The sequence below is a fragment of the Actinorectispora metalli genome, from assembly GCF_056323685.1.
Map to the genome: position 1 here is coordinate 1,704,139 of NZ_JBREYE010000002.1, position 17,686 is coordinate 1,721,824.

Genomic DNA, 17,686 nt, shown 5'->3' on the forward strand with positions numbered 1-17,686 from the left:
CCGTCACGGGGCCTGTGGGTGGGGTTGGTCGGCAGGGTTGTGCTGGACCCAGAGGGTGATCAGGGCTGAGCGCTTGTTGATGGCGAGTTTCCGGAAGATGTTCTTCATATGCGTCTCGATGGTGTGGCGGGAGGTGAAGAGCTCGCCCGCGATCTCGGCGTTGCTCATGCCGCGGTGGACGAGTTCGGCCACCTCGAGTTCGCGGGCGGTGAGCGCGGACCAGCCGTGGGACGCGGTGGTGGTGGGGCCGCGGCTGCCGAGGCGGAAGCGGTGCTGGCGGGCGGTGGCGCGGAGGCGGGCGACGTCGCGGATGGCGCCGAGCGAGTCGAGGGTGGACAGGGCGCGGCCGAACAGCTGCCTGGCCTGGTCGCGGCGGCCCGCTGCGACGAGAAGCTCCGCTGCCACCTCGGTGGCGATGGCCCGCTCGTAGGGGCGTGGGACCGCTTCGTAGCCGTCGACAGCACGCAACGCCAGGTCGGCGTCGCCCGCGACCAGTGCCGCGCAGAGCAGGCCTGCTGCGGTGGCGCCGGGGGTGCCCGCCCGCTGCGCGTAGGCGGTGAGTTCGGTGGCGATTTCCTCGGCAACACCACGGTTGCCGGTGCGCAGCGCCATCCTCGCCACGTCGAATGCCAGGGTCCGCATGCCGAAGAGGTGGCGGAGTTCGGGCAGGCAGGTCCACGCGGCCCGCAGGCGTTGCCACGCGTGCGTCACTTCGCCGCGGTCCTTGCGCAGCAGGGCGTCCACCCACAGCGCCCAGTGCGTGGCCAGTACCGGCGGGCCATCCAGCCTCAGCGTGGCCAACGCCGACTCGGCGGTGTCGATGGCTCCGCGGGCGAGGCTGATGCGCGCGATGATCGCCTGGGGGAAGGTGGCCCACTCGGTGCCCGTCTCATCGGCCAGCTCCAGCGCGGTCCTGGCGGCCGCGAGGGCGTCGTCCCAGTCGCCGCGGTGGAACCTGGCCAGTGCGAGGCCGCCGTAGTAGTACGGCCGCCACGCGTAGCTGCCGATCCGCTCGGCGGTGCGCAGGCCGTCGAACAGGGCCTGCTCGCCCTCGGTGAAGCGGTCCGCGTCGAACAATGCGCCCGCGAGGCTGAGCTGCGGGAACAGGAAGCTGCGCCAGGGTGCCCTCGCCAGCCGGGACACCTCGACCGCCTCGCGCCCGCAGTGGATCGCCTCGGCCAGGTCGCCGCGGGCGGCGTGGCACCAGGTGAGGGTCTTCAGCGCGATGGCGGCGGCCAGCGGGTCGCCACGGCCGCGGGCCCTGATCAGTGCGCGGTCCGCCATGCCCGCCGCCCGGATGACGTTGCCGGTGAGCAGTTGGACGAGGGCGGCGGGGGCGTGAATACGCGTCATCAGCCTGTCCGGGTCGTCCTGTTCGGACAGCCGGACCGCGCGGTGCCACTGACCGCGCCGGATAAGCACATGCAGCAGGCCCATCTTCATCCTGGCCGCGGCCAGCCTGTTGACGCCGAGCCGCCGCTGGCTGCCGTACAGCGCCTCGAAGTCGTCAACGCGGTCGACGAGGATGAGCAGCGGGGCGAGTTCGGCGACGATGAGCGGCAGCAGTGCGCTGTCCGAACCGGACAGCGCCTTCGCGCGTTCCAGCAGTCGCGCCGCGGTGGCCGGGGAACGGGAGATGGTCTGGCGGGCCGCCCGGTACAGCCACGAGACCGCCTCGGTGTCACCCTCGGCCGCACCCAACTCCAGTTGCTCGGCGACGCGCAGCGCGGGCGCGCCCGCCTCCGCCAGCACCTTGCCGACCTCGCGGTGCAGATCGCGGCGGGCAGCGGGCGGCACCTGCTGGTAGATGGCCTGCCGGATCAACGCGTGCTGAAAGGACAGCCGTCCGCCTGTCTCGGTGATCAGGCCCGCCTCGATGGCCTCGTGCAGGGCGGGCAGCCAGCCCACGGCGCTGCTGCCGGTGATGGTGGCGACCTCCGCCAGCCCGAAGCCGACACCGAGAACGGCGCCGACGCGGAGGAACTCCACGGTCCGCGGCGACACCTGCGACAGCCTGCGCAGGATGAGCCGCCGGAACTCCAGCGGCAGTTCGCGGTCGTCGGTCTCGGCGCGCCCTTCGGCGAAACGCACGGCCTGCTCGGCGCGCAGCGACCGCAGGTACTCCACGATCCACAGCGGGTTGCCGCCCGCGGCGGTCAGGCGGCGGCTCAGGACCGGGCCGGGAGGCAGGCCCATGGCGGTAGCCAGCCGGAACACCTGGCTGCCGCTCAGCGGCAACACCTGGAGCACTTCGACGCCTTCGGCGAGCAGCCTGTCCAGCACGGCCGCCGACTCCGGCCGCAGCGGACCGGGACGCATGGTGCACAGCAGCCCGAACGGCAGGCCCGCCATACCGCGCAGCAGCCTGCGCAGCACCCACAGCGTCGCGGGGTCGGCCCACTGGAGGTCCTCGAGCACCAGCAGCACCGGTTGGTCAAGGCAGCGTCGTTCCAGGAACGCGAGCACCCGCTCGCCTGCACGGATTCCGGTATCCCCGTACAGCGCGGCCACATCGACCGACACCGGCCCTGGCTCACCGATGGGGGCGGGGCCGACGACAACCTCGCCCAGCCCGGCCTCGTCCAACACGTCGGCCAGCGCGGTGGCCAGTGAGCCGAACACATAGCGGACGCCGAGGTCGTTGGCGCCGCCGACGAACACGGCGAAGCCTCGGTCACGTGCCCGATCGGCGATCTCGGCGGCCAACCTGGTCTTTCCGATGCCCAGTTCGCCGCGCAGCAGGTACGCGACGCGATCACCGGCGGCGAGCCGGTCGAGCATGACGGTGAGGGTGGCCAACTCGGAGTCTCTGCCGACCAGGGGTGGGTGGTCTGTCACTCCTCAGGTTGTCCCTCCCCGATCACACCGGGGCCTCGTGCTGCTGGCGCCACCCCCGGCATGAACAAACCCGAACAGCCGCAGTACTACCGCAATCGCCCATTCAGACACATCCGGCAGTAGAGGGATGTTCGGCGTTCCTTGAAATAGCAACCGCTTACAGGGGAAGCCCGCAGCCGCGTCGAGCCCGGCCATCGGTCGTCGGTGAAAGGACTCCGAAACCCACGAAAGCCGGTCCGCGTCCACTCATGCGGGAGACAGAAACGGGCCGGAGTTATGCGTTGAATGGCGGTCGGACTACGGCGGAAGAGTGATGATCAGGTTCACCCCGCAGGGCTCCGACATGCGGAAACGGTTTCTGGCACAGTGGAAATCAACCGACACTGGGGGGTTTCGATGAGCACACGCTCACGGAGAACCACGCGCTTCACCCGCCGTCTGCTGGCGGCGGTCACCGGGGCGGGGCTGGCGCTCGGCGTGCTGGCGCCCGGGGCGGCGACGGCGGCGGTCCCGCCGCTGCCCGCGCCGAACTCGCACGGTCTGACGATGAACAACATCACCGAGGTCAGCCCGCGGCTGCTGGACGTCACCTTCACCACGGCGGCGCTCTACCAGCCGATCCACGTCAAGATCTACCTGCCCGCCGACTACGCGTCCAACCCGAGCAGGCGCTACCCGTCGGCGTACCTGCTGCACGGCACCGCGGACAAAGCGGGCGACGACAACTCCGGCGACTGGCAGCGCTTCGGCAACGCCTCCGCCGTGGTGGACGGCTCGCCGTGGCAGGGCATCGTGGTGATGCCCGAGGGTGGCAAGGCGGGCTGGTACACCGACTGGGTCAACCCCGACAAGGGCGGCCACCAGCCGAAGTGGGAGACCTTCCACATCGGACAGCTGGTGCCGTGGATCGACACCAACCTCCGCACCATCGCCAACCGGGACAGCCGGATCATCACCGGCCTGTCCATGGGTTCCTACGGAGCACTGGCCTATGCGGCACGCCATCCGAACCTGTTCTCCGCGGTCGGCGCCTACTCGGGCTCGCCGGACATCGAGGACCCGCTGGTCAACCAGCTGATCATCTCCAACGCGGTGACCATCGGCATCGGCTCGGCGATCACGGAGGCGCAGTACGGCCAGCAGAACTACCTGACCAAGGACGTCCAGGACGTGTTCGGTCCCTACAACACCTGGGCTCCGAAGAACCCACACGCACTGGTCAACGTGTTCAAGCAGAACAACATCAAGGTCGGCCTCTACACCGGTGAAGGTGGCGATGCGATCGAGATCGGCGCCAAGGCCCAGACCGACCGGCTGTTCAACAAGCTCAAGGGCGTCGGTGTGCTGCCGCGCTACTGCTCCGGCGCCGGCAGCCACGCCTGGCGGTACTGGACCGAGGACCTGAAGGACTTCCTCCGCCACGTCGTCGGCCAGACACCGGCGTCCTGCCCGAACAACTGGGGCGCGCCCAAGCAGTAGCGGGTGTCCCCTGGTTGAACACCTGTGAGCGGTAAGGCGAGCTCGACTCGCCTTACCGCTCATGGTTTCGCCCCCCTTGCGCACCCCTGTACGTCCTGCCAGCATTCCAATGGGCTAATTCTGATCCTTAAGCTCCAGGGAAGGGCTGCGGATGACTCATGGCGGCGGAATGCTCACCGTCGAGCGGCTGCGGGCGCTGGTGGACGCGGGCACCGTGGACACGGTGCTGGTGGGGATGACCGACATGCAGGGCCGTCTGCAGGGCAAGCGCTGCGGGGCGCGGTTCTTCCTCAACGAGGTGCTGACGCACGCCACCGAGGCCTGCAACTACCTGCTCGCCGTGGACGTCGAGATGAACACCGTGGACGGCTACCGGATGTCCTCGTGGGAGAGCGGGTACGGCGACTTCGTGCTTCGCCCCGACGTGGACACGCTGCGGCTGTTGCCCTGGCATGAGGGCAGCGCGTTGGTGCTGGCCGATCTGGAGCAGGTCGGCGGCGGTCCGGTGGTCGCGTCTCCGCGGCAGATCCTGCGCGGGCAGCTGGAGCGGCTCGCCGAGCGAGGACTGACCGCGTTCGTCGGCACGGAGCTGGAGTTCATCGTCTTCGACGACTCCTACGAGCAAGCCTGGCAGCGCTCCTACCACGGCCTGACACCGTCCAACCAGTACAACGTGGACTACTCGCTGCTGGGTACCGCGCGAATCGAGCCGCTGCTGCGGGCCATCCGCAACGCCATGACCGGCGCGGGTCTCTACGTCGAATCGGTCAAGGGCGAGTGCGCGCCGGGGCAGCACGAGATCGCCTTCCGCTACGCCGACGCGCTGACCACCTGCGACAACCACAGCATCTACAAGACCGGCGCCAAGGAGATCGCCGCCCAGCACGGGCAGAGCCTGACCTTCATGGCCAAGTTCGACCAGCGGGAGGGCAACTCCTGCCATATCCACCTCAGCCTGCGCGACACCGACGGCACCCCGGTGCTGGCCGGTGACCGGCCGGGCGGGTTCTCCCCGCTGATGGAGCACTTCCTGGCGGGCCAGCTGGCGTGCCTGCGGGAGCTGACGTACTTCCTCGCGCCGAACATCAACTCCTACAAGCGCTATGTGCCGGGTTCGTTCGCGCCCACCGCGGTCGCGTGGGGAACCGACAACCGGACCTGCGCGCTGCGCGTGGTGGGGCACGGCGAGTCGCTGCGCGTGGAGAACCGGGTGCCCGGCGGGGACGTCAACCCCTACCTGGCGGTGGCCGCGTCCATCGCGGCGGGCCTGCACGGCATCGACAACGAGCTCCCGTTGGTACCGGAGTTCACCGGCAACGCCTACGCCTCGGACCTGCCGACGGTGCCGACCACGTTGCGGGAGGCGGCGGAGCTGTTGGGCGGCAGCGAGATCGCCCGCAAAGCCTTCGGCGACGAGGTGGTCGAGCACTACCGCAACGCGGCGCGCATCGAGTTGGCCGCCTTCGACGCGGCCGTGACCGACTGGGAGCGGGTGCGTGGCTTCGAACGGCTCTGACATCCCGCTCATTGGCGTCACCACCTACCTTCAGCGGGCGCGGTTCGGGCGTTGGGACGCGGAGTCGGCGGTGCTGCACCGGCCCTACCTGGACTCGGTGTTCCGGGCGGGCGGCAACCCCGTGCTGCTCTCCCCCGTCGGCGACTGGCGTCCGTCCACGGTGGGCTGGCTGGACGGGCTGGTGCTCACCGGCGGCCCGGACGTGGACCCCGCCCGTTACGGCCACGAACCGCATCCGACCACGGATGCGCCGCCGCGGGAACGCGACGAGGCTGAGCTTGCGCTGCTGCGGGCCGCGCTGGAACTGGGCATCCCGCTGCTCGCGGTGTGCCGCGGCGCGCAGCTGCTGAACGTCGCGCTCGGCGGCACCCTGCACCAGCACACCCCCGAGGTGGTCGGCACCACCTGCCACCAGCCCGCACCCGGAGTGTTCGGCGAACTGGAGATCAAGGTGGCGCCGGACAGCCTGGCGGCCGCCGTACTCGGCGACCGCGCCGCCGTCCGCTGCTACCACCACCAGTCCATCGACCGGCTCGGCGATGGCCTGGTCCCGGTCGCGCACTCCCCCGACGGGACCGTGGAAGCTCTGGAGATGCCAGGCGAGCCGTTCGTGCTGGGTGTGCAGTACCACCCCGAGCAGACCGCCGACGATCTGCGGCTGTTCACCGCGCTTGTATCCGCCGCCGAGACAAGGAGAGCCGCCCAGTGACGGCCTTTCAGGTGATCAACCCCGCGACCGAGGAGGTCGTGGACACCGTCGAGCTGACCTCCCTGGAGCAGACCGACGAGGCCATCGGCCGCGCTCACCGGGCGCTGCCTGCCTGGCGGGCGGTCGCGCCCGCCGACCGGGCGCGGCTGCTGCGGCGCTTCGCAGAGGTGGTGGACAGCGACCTGGAGAACCTGGCGCGGCTGGAGGTGACCAACGCCGGGCACACCATCGGCAACGCCAGGTGGGAGGCGGGCAACGCCAGGGACGTGCTGCACTACTACGCGGCCGCGCCGGAACGCCTGTTCGGCAGGCAGATCCCGGTGGCGGGCGGACTGAACGTGACCTTCGCCGAACCGCTGGGCGTCGTCGGCATCATCGTCCCCTGGAACTTCCCGATGCCCATCGCCGCATGGGGCTTCGCGCCCGCGCTGGCGGCGGGCAACACGGTGGTGCTCAAACCGGCCGAGCTCACCCCGCTGACCGCGTTGCGACTGGCGGAGTTGGCACGGCGGGCGGGGATTCCCGAGGACGTGTTCCAGGTGCTGCCCGGCAAGGGCTCTGTGGTGGGGCAGCGCTTCGTCACGCATCCCGCGGTGCGCAAAGTGGTCTTCACCGGCTCCACCGAGGTCGGCAAGCAGATCATGGCGGGCTGCGCCGAGCAGGTGAAGCGGGTGACGCTGGAGCTCGGCGGCAAGAGCGCCAACATCGTCTTCGCCGATGCCGACCTGGAACGCGCGGCCGCCACCGCCCCGTACGGGGTGTTCGACAACGCCGGGCAGGACTGCTGTGCCCGATCCCGCATCCTGGTGCAGCGCAGCGTGCACGACCGGTTCCTCGAACTGCTCGAACCGGCGGTGAAGGGCGTCGTGGTGGGTGCTCCCGGCGAGGAGTCCACCGAGATGGGCCCGCTCATCTCCGCCGCGCAACGCACCCGCGTGGAGTCCTTTGTGGACGACGACATGGTGGCCTTCCGCGGCAACGCGCCAACGGGCAAGGGCTTCTGGTACCCGCCGACGGTGCTGGCCCCGGTGTCCCCGACGCACCGGGCGGTGACCGAGGAGATCTTCGGACCGGTGGTGACCGTGCTGCCGTTCGAGGACGAGGCCGATGCGGTGCGGCTCGCCAACGACACCGAGTACGGCCTGTCCGGCTCGATCTGGACCCGCGACGTCGGACGCGCGCTGCGGGTGTCGCGGGGTGTGGAGGCGGGCAACCTGTCGGTCAACTCGCACTCCTCGGTCCGCTACTCGACGCCCTTCGGCGGCTTCAAACAGTCCGGCCTCGGCCGGGAACTGGGCCCGGACGCCCTGGCCGCCTTCACCGAGACCAAGAACGTCTTCATCAGCACGGAGGAGAACTAGATGGTGCAGCGTTTCGACGGCCGGGTCGCGGTGATCACCGGCGGCGCGAGCGGGATCGGCCTGGCCTCGGCACGCAGGCTGGCCGCCGAGGGCGCGAAGGTCGTGATCGCCGACATCGACCCGGACACCGGCAAGGCGGCCGCCGACGAGGTGGACGGCCTGTTCGTGCGCACCGACGTCACCAGCGAGACCGAGGTCGAGGCGCTGTTCCAGACCGCGGTGGACACCTTCGGCAGGCTGGACGTGGCGTTCAACAACGCGGGCATCTCCCCGCCGGAGGACGACTCGATCCTCACCACCGGCATCGAGGCGTGGGACCGGGTGCAGCGCGTCAACCTCACCTCGGTGTACCTGTGCTGCAAGTACGCCATCCCGCACATGCAGCGCGCGGGCAAGGGCTCGGTCATCAACACCGCCTCGTTCGTGGCGGTGATGGGCGCGGCCACCTCGCAGATCTCCTACACCGCCAGCAAGGGCGGGGTGCTGGCGATGTCGCGGGAGCTCGGCGTGCAGTTCGCCCGCGAGGGCATCCGCGTCAACGCCCTGTGCCCCGGCCCGGTCAACACTCCCCTGCTGCGAGAACTGTTCGCGAAAGATCCGGAGCGCGCCGCGCGCAGGCTCGTGCACGTCCCGCTGGGCCGCTTCGCCGAGCCCGAGGAGATCGCCGCCGCGGTGGCGTTCCTGGCCTCCGACGACGCGTCGTTCATCACGGCGTCGAACTTCCTGGTCGACGGCGGGATCTCCGGCGCCTATGTGACGCCGCTGTGAAAGCGGCCGCCAGCGCGTTGTTCCGGCCCGTACGGTTCGGCAACGCGTTCGAGGAAACCGTCGAGCGGGTGCTGCAGAGCATCCGCCTCGGCGTCGTCGGCCCCGGCGACCGGCTGCCGTCGGAGCGGGAACTCGCCGTCCGGTTGGGGGTCAGCCGCGTGACCCTGCGCGAGGCGATCCGTGCGTTGCAGCAGGCGGGCTATGTGGAGTCCCGCCGCGGCCGCTACGGCGGCACCTTCGTCGCCGACACCCTGCCGCCCGCCCGGTCGGAGCGGGCGGCTCTCGGCGGTGCGGCCGAGGTGGAGGACGTGCTGACCCTCCGCCGGGTGCTGGAGACCGGTGCGGCCGAGGCCGCCGCCGAACGCGCCCTGTCCCCCGAGGTGCGCGGCCAGCTGAGCCAGTGCCTGGACGACTGCGCCGCGGCTTCGATGGAGGAGTACCGCCGCCGCGACTCCCGCCTTCACCTGGCCATCGCCGAAGCCGCCGCCGCGCCCTCACTGACCACCGCGGTCGCCGACGTCCGCAGCCGCGTCAACGCCCTACTCGACGCGATTCCCCTGCTGCCGCCCAACATCGAGCACTCGAACGACCAACACGCCGCGATCGTCGCCGCCATCCTCGACAACGACCCGGTCGCCGCCCGCCACGCCATGGCCGAGCACCTGGACGGCAGCGCCGCGCTGCTGCGCGGCTTCCTCTGCTAGCACGGTCTGGAGTACCGACGGTTTCCCAATCCGGATCAACGCGCACGGTTCTGCCGATCCCGTTCCGCTGCATGGGTGAACCACCGAACCCGATTTGCGAGCGCTTACCTGCGACCGCACAGTGGGGAAGGGATTGATCAATCCACGGAAACCCCTGCCGTTTCCCGACCAGCGGCCCACCTGGCCGCCCAATCCGGAACAGGAGTGATTTCCATGGAGGAAGTTCTACGACTCCAGGCGCTGGAGGCCGATCGCACGGACTCCGGGCCCTGGCGCAGAGCAACATCAGCGTCGTCGGATGCGACAGCGCGTTGAGCCTGCTCATCTGCGACTGACACCGAGGTGTCGTGGGTGCGGAGTCGCGCAAGAACGCGACTCCGCACCCACGACCCTCACTGGCGCTTCGCTTGCAGGCTGGCGTGCAGTTCCTGCAAGGGTCGGACACCGATGTCGCCGCGGATCAGCGCCTCGATGCCCTGGACGGCGGCGGCGGCGCCCTGCACGGTCGTGATGCAGGGGATGTCCTTGGCGACGGCGGCGGTGCGGATCTCGTAGCCGTCGATGCGGAAGCCGCTGTTGCCGTAGGGCGTGTTCAGCACCATGTCGACCTTGCCCGCGAGGATCTCCTCCACGATGTTGCCGGGGCCCTCGAAGTGCTTGCGCACCACCGTGCACGGCACACCGTTGCGGCGCAGCATCTCCGCGGTACCGGCGGTGGCCAGGAGCTCGAAGCCCAGGTCGGCCAGGCGCTTGACCGGGAACACCATGGAGCGCTTGTCGCGGTTGGCGACCGAGACGAACACCCGGCCCTTGGTGGGCAGTGAGCCGTAGGCCGCGGTCTGGGACTTGGCGAAGGCGGGCCCGAACGCCACGTCGGTGCCCATGACCTCGCCGGTGGACTTCATCTCCGGGCCAAGCAGCGAGTCCACGCCCGCGCCCTCGGGGGTGCGGAAGCGGTGGAAGGGCAGCACGGCCTCCTTCACCGCGACCGGCGCGTCCGCGGGCAGGTGCCCGCCGTCGCCGGTGGCGGGCAGGAGGCCCTCGGCGCGAAGCTCGGCGATCGAGGCACCCAGCATGATCCGGGCGGCGGCCTTGGCCAGCGGCACGGCGGTGGCCTTGGACACGAACGGCACGGTGCGGGAGGCGCGGGGGTTGGCCTCCAACACGTAGAGCACGTCATCCTTCAACGCGTACTGCACGTTGAGCAGGCCCCGCACGCCGATGCCCTTGGCGATGGCCTCGGTGGACTTGCGAACCGCCTCGACGTCGGTGTGGCCCAACGTGATCGGGGGCAGCGCGCAGGAGGAGTCTCCGGAGTGGATGCCCGCCTCCTCGATGTGCTCCATCACGCCGCCGAGGAAGATCTCCTCGCCGTCGCACAGGGCGTCCACGTCGATCTCGATCGCGTCGTCCAGGAAGCGGTCCACCAGCACCGGGTGCTCGGGGGAGACCTCGGTGGCGCGGGCGATGTAGTCCGCCAGCGACTTCTCGTCGTAGACGATCTCCATGCCGCGGCCGCCGAGCACATAGGACGGTCGCACCAGGACCGGGTAGCCGATCTCGTCGGCGATGCGCTTGGCGCCGGGGAACGAGGTGGCGGTGCCGTACCGCGGCGCGGGCAGGCCCGCGCTGGTGAGCAGGTCGCCGAACGCGCCGCGGTCCTCGGCGAGGTGGATCGCGCCGGGCTGGGTGCCGACCACCGGCACCCCGGCATCCGCCAAGCGCTGGGCCAAGCCGAGCGGGGTCTGGCCGCCGAGTTGGACGATGACGCCCGCGACCGTGCCGGAGCGCTGCTCGGCGTGCACCACCTCCAGCACGTCTTCGAAGGTCAACGGCTCGAAGTAGAGGCGGTCGGAGGTGTCGTAGTCGGTGGACACCGTCTCCGGGTTGCAGTTGACCATCACGGTCTCGTACCCGGCGCCGCGCAGTGCCATCGCCGCGTGCACGCAGGAGTAGTCGAACTCGATGCCCTGCCCGATCCGGTTGGGGCCCGAGCCCAGGATGATCACCTTGGGGCGGTCGCGCTGCGCGCTGACCTCGGTCTCCGCCTCGGGGTCCAACTCGTAGGCGGAGTAGTGGTACGGGGTCTTCGCGGCGAACTCGGCGGCGCAGGTGTCCACGGTCTTGAACACCGGGCGCACCCCGAGGCGGTGCCGCAGCGTGCGGACCCCGCCCTCGCCCGCGAGTTCGGGCCGCAGCGCGGCAAGCTGGCGGTCGGACAGACCGGCGCGCTTGGCCAGCCGCAGCAGTTCCTCGTCCAGGACGGGCGCGGAGACGATCTCCTTGCGCAGCTCCACCAGCGACTGGATCTGGTCGATGAACCACGGGTCGATGAAGGAGGCCTCCGACACCTGCGCCACCGTGGCACCCAGGCGCAACGCGCGTTCGGCCGTGTAAAGGCGGCCGTCGTGCGGGGTGCGCAGGGCGTCCAGAGTGGACTCCAGCGTGTAGGTGTCGGGATCGGGCGTGGTCCAGAAACCGGCCTGCTTGGTCTCCATCGACCGCAGCGCCTTGCCCAACGCCTCCACGAAGTTGCGGCCGATGGACATGCCCTCGCCGACGCTCTTCATGGTGGTGGTGAGCGTGGGGTCGGCGCCGGGGAATTTCTCGAAGGCGAACCGCGGCACCTTCACCACCACGTAGTCCAGCGTGGGCTCGAAGCTGGCGGGGGTCTCGCCGGTGATGTCGTTGCGGATCTCGTCCAGGGTGTAACCGATGGCCAGCTTCGCGGCGATCTTGGCGATCGGGAAGCCCGTCGCCTTCGAGGCGAGTGCACTGGAGCGGGACACCCGGGGGTTCATCTCGATGACGACCAGGCGCCCGGTCTCGGGGTGCACCGCGAACTGGATGTTGCAGCCGCCGGTGTCGACGCCGACCGCGCGGAGCACGTCGATGCCGACGTCGCGCAGCCGCTGGTATTCGCGGTCGGTCAGCGTCATGGCGGGGGCGACGGTGACCGAGTCGCCGGTGTGCACGCCCATGGCGTCGATGTTCTCGATGGAGCAGACGACCACGACGTTGTCGTTGCGGTCGCGCATCAGCTCGAGCTCGTACTCCTTCCACCCGAGCACGGACTCCTCGATGAGCACCTCGTGCACGGGGGACTCGGCGAGGCCGGTGGAGGCGATGCGCTCCAGGTCTTCCTGGGTGTGCGCCATGCCGGAACCCAAGCCGCCCATGGTGAAGCTGGGGCGGATCACCACGGGCAGGCCGAGGTCGTCCACGGTGGCGCGGACCTCCTCCATCGACCGGCACACCGCGCTGCGCGGCACCTCGCCGCCGACGGAGCGGACGATGTCCTTGAACCGCTGCCGGTCCTCACCGCGCTGGATGGCCTCGATATCGGCGCCGATCAGCTCGACGCCGTAGCGCTCCAGGGTGCCCCGCTCGTGCAGCGCGACCGCGGTGTTCAGCGCGGTCTGGCCGCCCAGCGTCGCGAGGATGGCGTCGGGGCGTTCGCGGGCGATGACCTTCTCCACGAACTCCGGCGTGATGGGCTCGATGTAGGTGGCGTCGGCGAACTCCGGGTCGGTCATGATCGTCGCCGGGTTGGAGTTCACCAGCGAGACCCGCAGGCCCTCCTCGCGCAGCACGCGGCAGGCCTGGGTGCCGGAGTAGTCGAACTCGCAGGCCTGGCCGATCACGATCGGGCCCGAGCCGATCACCATCACATGCTGGATGTCGGTCCTCTTAGGCACGCCGGGCCTCCATCAATTCGCAGAACTGGTCGAACAGCGGCGCGGCGTCATGCGGGCCCGCGGCCGCTTCGGGGTGGTACTGCACCGAGAACGCCGGGATCTCCAGCGCGGTGAGTCCCTCCACCGTGTTGTCGTTGGGGCAGTAGTGGCTGATCAGCGCACCGCCGAACGGGGTGTCGAACCGCTCCCCCGGCTCGCCTTCGACGGCGAAGCCGTGGTTCTGCGCGGTGATCGCCACGGTGCCGGTGCGCACGTCGATCACCGGGATGTTGATGCCGCGGTGCCCGTAGCGCATCTTGTACGTGCCGCGGCCCAGTGCGCGGCCCAGGATCTGGTTGCCGAAGCAGATCCCGAACAGCGGGACGCGCCGCTCGAGCACCTGTTTGGTGACCTCGACCGCGTGGTCGGCGGTGGCCGGGTCGCCGGGGCCGTTGGACAGGAACACCCCGTCCGGCTCGACCGCCAGCAGGTCCTCCAGGGTGGAGGTCACCGGCAGCACGTGCACCTCGATGCCGCGCTGGGCCATCATCCGCGGCGTGTTCGACTTGATGCCGAGGTCCAGCGCGGCCACCCGGAAGCGCCGCTCGCCGTCGGCCGCCACCACGTAGTTCTGCTTGGTGGTGACATCGCCCGCCAGGTCGGCTCCGGTCATCTCCGCGGCACCGAGCACCTGCTTGAGCAGCTCGGAACGGTCGGCGATGGCCTCACCGGAGAAGATGCCCGCGCGCATCGCGCCGCGATCTCGGATGTGCCGGGTCAGGCTTCGGGTGTCCACCCCGGAGATGCCCACGATGCGCTGACGCACCAGTTCGTCGTCCAGCGCGCGCCGCGAGCGCCAGTTCGACGGCGTCCGCGCCGGGTCGCGCACCACGTAGCCGGAGACCCAGATCCGGTCGGACTCGTCGTCCTCGTCGTTCCAGCCGGTGTTGCCGATCTGCGGCGCGGTCTGCACCACGATCTGGCGGTGGTAGGAGGGGTCGGTCAGGGTCTCCTGGTAGCCGGTCATGCCGGTGGAGAACACCACCTCGCCCAGCGACGACCCGACCGCCCCGTAGGCGAACCCCGGAAAGGTCTTGCCGTCTTCCAGCACCAGCAGCGCCGGTTCACGCCTGCTCACGCCGTCTCCTTCCCCATCGCTCCGTCGGTCATGCCTCGCACGGTGGCCACCCAATCCGGGTAGACCTCCTTCTCGTCGGCTCGGAAGCCGGTGTCCAGCAGGTGCGGTCCCAGCTGCCAGGTGACCACGAGGATCCCGGCGCGCGGCACCACCTTGTTGGCCAGGCCGGTGGCGATCCGCGCGCTGCGCAGACTCTCCGCGGGAATCCACAGTGGACCCGCGCCGATCCGTTCCACCATGGCACCGGCCCGGCACAGTCGCAGGGTGCCCTCGGCGCGGTGGCCGATGTCGCCGATGGCGATGCGGTCCTGCCAGTCGCCCGCGGTGGTGGTGCCGACGTAGACACCGGTGGCGGCGGGCAGCAGTTCGCGGGCGCGCTCGCCTGCCAGGTCGGCGGGGATGCGGGGGAACTCGGGCAGTTGGGCGCCCTGGCGGGCGGCCCGGTTGCGCCAGCCGCGCAGCATGGACCACACGAAGTAGGCGAATATCGCCAGGATGAGCAGGGTCAGCAGGAAGCGGATCACGCTTGCACCTTTCCGTCCAACGCGGTGATGCGCCCGCGCAGGACCGTGCCGACGACCTTGGCGGGAAGCTCAAGGCCCTCGAACGGGGTGTTGGAGGCCACGCTGGCGAAGTCGGCGCCGCGCACCGTCCACCTCGCGGTGGGGTCGATCAGCACCAGGTTGGCGGGCTCTCCCGCGGCCAGCGGCCTGCCGTGGTCGGTGAGCCCGGCGATCCTGGCGGGTCGCTCGCTCATCACGCGGGCCACGCCGCGCCAGTCCAGCAGGCCGCCCTCCACCATGGTCTTGGCCACGATGGACAGTGCGGTTTGGAGGCCCAGCATGCCGGGGCGGGCCGCGGCCCACTCGCAGTCCTTGTCCTGCGCCGCATGCGGGGCGTGGTCGGTGGCGACGCAGTCGATCGTGCCGTCGGCCAGCGCCGTGCGCAGCGCCCGCACATCGTGCCCGGTGCGCAGCGGCGGGTTGACCTTGTTGACCGGGTCGTAGGTGGACAGCCGCTCGTCGGTGAGCAGCAGGTGGTGCGGGGTGACCTCGGCCGAGATCGCCGCCTCGCCGACCCGCGGCGCGGCGTCTTCCGAGCGGGCCTTGGCCCAGCGCAGCACGTCGGCGGTGCCCGCGGTGGAGACGTGGCAGATGTGCAGGCGGGCGCCGATGTGCTGGGCGAGCAGGCAGTCGCGGGCGACGATGGCCTCCTCGGCGGCCGCGGGCCAGCCCGCCAGTCCGAGCTGGGCGGCCATCGCGCCCTCGTGGGCCTGCGCGCCCTCGGTCAGCCGAGGCTCCTCGGCGTGCTGCGCGACGACGGCGCCCAGCGCCTTGGTGTACTCCAGCGCGCGGCGCATGATCAGCGGGTCGTGCACGCAGTGCCCGTCGTCGGAGAACATCCGCACGTTCGCCGCGGAGCCCGCCATGGTGCCGAGTTCGGCAAGCTGCTCTCCGGCCAAACCGACCGTGACCGCGCCGACCGGGTGCACATCGACCAGTCCGACCTCGCGGCCGCGGCGCCACACGTGCTCGACGACCACGGCGTTGTCGGCGACGGGGCTGGTGTTGGCCATGGCGAACACCGCGGTGTAGCCGCCCAGCGCCGCCGCGGCCGAGCCGGTGTGGATGGTCTCGGTGTCCTCGCGGCCGGGTTCGCGCAGGTGGGTGTGCAGGTCCACGAAGCCGGGCAGCGCGATCAGGCCGTCCGCGTCGATGGCCTCGGCACCGTCGAGTGAGGCGCCGACCTCGGCGATGACACCGTCGGCGAGGCGGAGGTCGACCGGATCGCCCTCGCCGTAGAGCTTCACGCCCCGGATGAGCGTCACAGTTCCTCCCCCGCGAGTAGGTGGTAGAGCACGGCCATCCGCACATGGACCCCGTTGTTGACCTGCTGGGTGATCGCCGCCCGCGGCGAGTCGGCCACCGCCGCGGCGATCTCCATGCCGCGCAGCATCGGGCCGGGGTGCAGGATGACGGCGTGCTCGGGCAGCGCGGCCAGCCTGCGCTCGTTGAGGCCGTAGGCGATGGAGTACTCCCGCGCGGACGGGAAGAACCCGCCGTGCATGCGTTCGGCCTGCACGCGCAGCATCATCACGGCATCCAGCCGGGGAAGCTCGGCGTCCAGGTCGTGGCTGATCGGCACCTTCTCCTCGTCCAGCCAGCTGCTCATGCCGTCGGGCACCAGCGTCGGCGGGGCGACCAGCACGATCTCGGCGCCCAGGGCGCGCAGCAGATGCACGTTGGACCGGGCGACCCGGCTGTGCAGCACGTCGCCGACGATGCCGATGCGCCGCCCGGCCAGCTCACCGAGCCGCTCCCGCAGCGTGGCCGCGTCCAGCAGGGCCTGGGTGGGGTGCTCGTGCATGCCGTCGCCCGCGTTGATCACGCTCGTACCGGCGGGTTTGAGCCATTCCGCCAGCCGGTGCGCGGCGCCGGAAGCGGGATGGCGCACGATCACGCAGTCCGCGCCCGCGGCGGCCAGGGTCAGCGCGGTGTCCCGCAGCGACTCGCCCTTGTTCACCGAGGAGCCGCCCGCCGAGACGTTCACCACGTCGGCGCTCATCCACTTCCCGGCGACCTCGAAGGAGACCCGCGTCCGGGTGGAGTTCTCGTAGAACATCGTGATGACCGTTCGGCCGCGCAGCGTCGGCAGCTTGCGCACCTCGCGGCCCAGCAGCGCCTGCTTCAGCCGCGCCGCGGTGTCCAGCAGGGTTACAGCTTCATCACGGTTCAGGCCCGCGGTGGAGAGCAGATGCTTCACGTCTCACCTCGCCGGAGCAGCACGGCGTCGCGGCCGTCGTTCTCGGCGAGCAGCACCGCGACCTCCTCGCTGCGCGCCGTGGGGATGTTCTTGCCCACGTAGTCGGCGCGGATCGGCAGTTCCCGGTGCCCGCGGTCGATCAGCACCGCGAGTTGCACGCTGCGCGGGCGGCCCGCGTCGCGGAGGGCGTCCAAGGCGGCTCGCACGGTGCGGCCGGAGAAGAGCACGTCGTCGACCAACACGACCACGCGGTCGTCGATGCCGGTCGGCGGGAGGTTGGTGGGCTCCAGGGCGCGGGCGGGGCGTCGGCGCAGGTCATCGCGGTACAGCGTGACGTCTATCGCACCTACGGGGACTCGCACACCGCTGAATTCGGCGATGCGCGCGGCCAGTCTGGTGGCCAGCGGGGCGCCGCGGGTGGGGATGCCGAGGAGGACGGGAACGGCCGAGTCGGCGGCCCCGTCGAGAGCCGTTTTCTCGATGACCTGATGGGCCATTCGGGCGATCGTGCGTGCGACATCGGCGGCGGAGAGCAACTGGCGCTCACCGGCCGCGTCCGCCGCACCCACGCGGTCGCGTGGTGCCACGGAGGGTCTCCTTCCCCGCCTCACGGGACGGGCCTTAAAGGATGTGGGGTCTGCATACCGACCCAGGAAAGACCGTATCAGCCACTCTCCGTCAACCTTCCGGGTGGTGTCGGGAAACTCCCCCGCATGCCGCAGTGCCATCAGCT

At 70.5% G+C, this 17,686-nt stretch carries 13 protein-coding genes; 6 read left to right on the forward strand and 7 right to left on the reverse strand.

Going from position 1 to position 17,686, the window contains the following annotated elements; all coding sequences use genetic code 11:
• Nucleotides 1-3: 3 nt before the first annotated feature.
• A complete protein-coding gene (locus ACU6XJ_RS28255) occupies nt 4-2,838 on the reverse strand; it encodes a helix-turn-helix transcriptional regulator (RefSeq protein ID WP_476318230.1) in 2,835 nt (944 codons plus the stop codon).
• A 396-nt stretch (nt 2,839-3,234) separates the two neighbouring features.
• On the opposite strand from ACU6XJ_RS28255, the gene ACU6XJ_RS28260 reads away from it, so the two are divergent.
• The 6 genes from ACU6XJ_RS28260 to ACU6XJ_RS28285 all read left to right on the forward strand — a co-directional run bounded on the left by ACU6XJ_RS28260 (nt 3,235) and on the right by ACU6XJ_RS28285 (nt 9,375).
• Nucleotides 3,235-4,317: an alpha/beta hydrolase gene (locus ACU6XJ_RS28260; RefSeq protein WP_476318232.1), complete on the forward strand. Its 1,083-nt coding sequence runs from the start codon at nt 3,235-3,237 to the stop codon at nt 4,315-4,317.
• 151 nt (nt 4,318-4,468) lie between these two features.
• The gene (locus ACU6XJ_RS28265) at nt 4,469-5,833 is read left to right on the forward strand and encodes a glutamine synthetase family protein (RefSeq protein ID WP_476318234.1); all 1,365 of its coding nucleotides are present in this window, start codon (nt 4,469-4,471) and stop codon (nt 5,831-5,833) included.
• Nucleotides 5,814-6,542, forward strand: coding sequence for a gamma-glutamyl-gamma-aminobutyrate hydrolase family protein (locus tag ACU6XJ_RS28270; RefSeq protein ID WP_476318236.1), 729 nt, complete (start codon nt 5,814-5,816; stop codon nt 6,540-6,542). Before ACU6XJ_RS28265 ends, ACU6XJ_RS28270 begins: the two co-directional genes overlap by 20 nt.
• Nucleotides 6,539-7,903: an aldehyde dehydrogenase family protein gene (locus ACU6XJ_RS28275; RefSeq protein WP_476318238.1), complete on the forward strand. Its 1,365-nt coding sequence runs from the start codon at nt 6,539-6,541 to the stop codon at nt 7,901-7,903. Before ACU6XJ_RS28270 ends, ACU6XJ_RS28275 begins: the two co-directional genes overlap by 4 nt.
• Nucleotides 7,904-8,671 (forward strand): 3-oxoacyl-ACP reductase, encoded by a 768-nt coding sequence (locus tag ACU6XJ_RS28280; RefSeq protein ID WP_476318240.1) that lies wholly within the window; start codon nt 7,904-7,906, stop codon nt 8,669-8,671. It begins immediately after the preceding gene.
• Complete coding sequence (locus tag ACU6XJ_RS28285; protein WP_476318242.1) at nt 8,668-9,375, forward strand: FadR/GntR family transcriptional regulator; 708 nt, start codon at nt 8,668-8,670, stop codon at nt 9,373-9,375. The genes ACU6XJ_RS28280 and ACU6XJ_RS28285 overlap by 4 nt, the downstream gene beginning before the upstream one ends.
• A 392-nt stretch (nt 9,376-9,767) precedes the next feature.
• Here ACU6XJ_RS28285 and carB read toward each other — a convergent pair whose 3' ends face one another.
• The 6 genes from carB to pyrR are packed head-to-tail and all read right to left on the reverse strand — an operon-like array spanning nt 9,768 to nt 17,540.
• Entirely contained in the window at nt 9,768-13,073 is a 3,306-nt protein-coding gene (carB, locus tag ACU6XJ_RS28290; RefSeq protein ID WP_476318243.1) for a carbamoyl-phosphate synthase large subunit, read from the reverse strand.
• Nucleotides 13,066-14,190, reverse strand: a complete 1,125-nt coding sequence (gene carA / locus ACU6XJ_RS28295) for a glutamine-hydrolyzing carbamoyl-phosphate synthase small subunit (RefSeq protein WP_476318245.1) — start codon at nt 14,188-14,190, stop codon at nt 13,066-13,068. The genes carB and carA overlap by 8 nt, the downstream gene beginning before the upstream one ends.
• Nucleotides 14,187-14,714: a PH-like domain-containing protein gene (locus ACU6XJ_RS28300; RefSeq protein WP_476318247.1), complete on the reverse strand. Its 528-nt coding sequence runs from the start codon at nt 14,712-14,714 to the stop codon at nt 14,187-14,189. Before ACU6XJ_RS28300 ends, carA begins: the two co-directional genes overlap by 4 nt.
• Complete coding sequence (locus tag ACU6XJ_RS28305; protein WP_476318249.1) at nt 14,711-16,018, reverse strand: dihydroorotase; 1,308 nt, start codon at nt 16,016-16,018, stop codon at nt 14,711-14,713. Before ACU6XJ_RS28305 ends, ACU6XJ_RS28300 begins: the two co-directional genes overlap by 4 nt.
• Nucleotides 16,015-16,953 (reverse strand): aspartate carbamoyltransferase catalytic subunit, encoded by a 939-nt coding sequence (locus ACU6XJ_RS28310; RefSeq protein WP_476318251.1) that lies wholly within the window; start codon nt 16,951-16,953, stop codon nt 16,015-16,017. Before ACU6XJ_RS28310 ends, ACU6XJ_RS28305 begins: the two co-directional genes overlap by 4 nt.
• On the reverse strand, nt 16,950-17,540 hold the full coding sequence (gene pyrR, locus ACU6XJ_RS28315; protein WP_476318253.1) for a bifunctional pyr operon transcriptional regulator/uracil phosphoribosyltransferase PyrR: 591 nt from the start codon (nt 17,538-17,540) through the stop codon (nt 16,950-16,952). The genes ACU6XJ_RS28310 and pyrR overlap by 4 nt, the downstream gene beginning before the upstream one ends.
• Between the last annotated feature and the right edge of the window lie 146 nt (nt 17,541-17,686).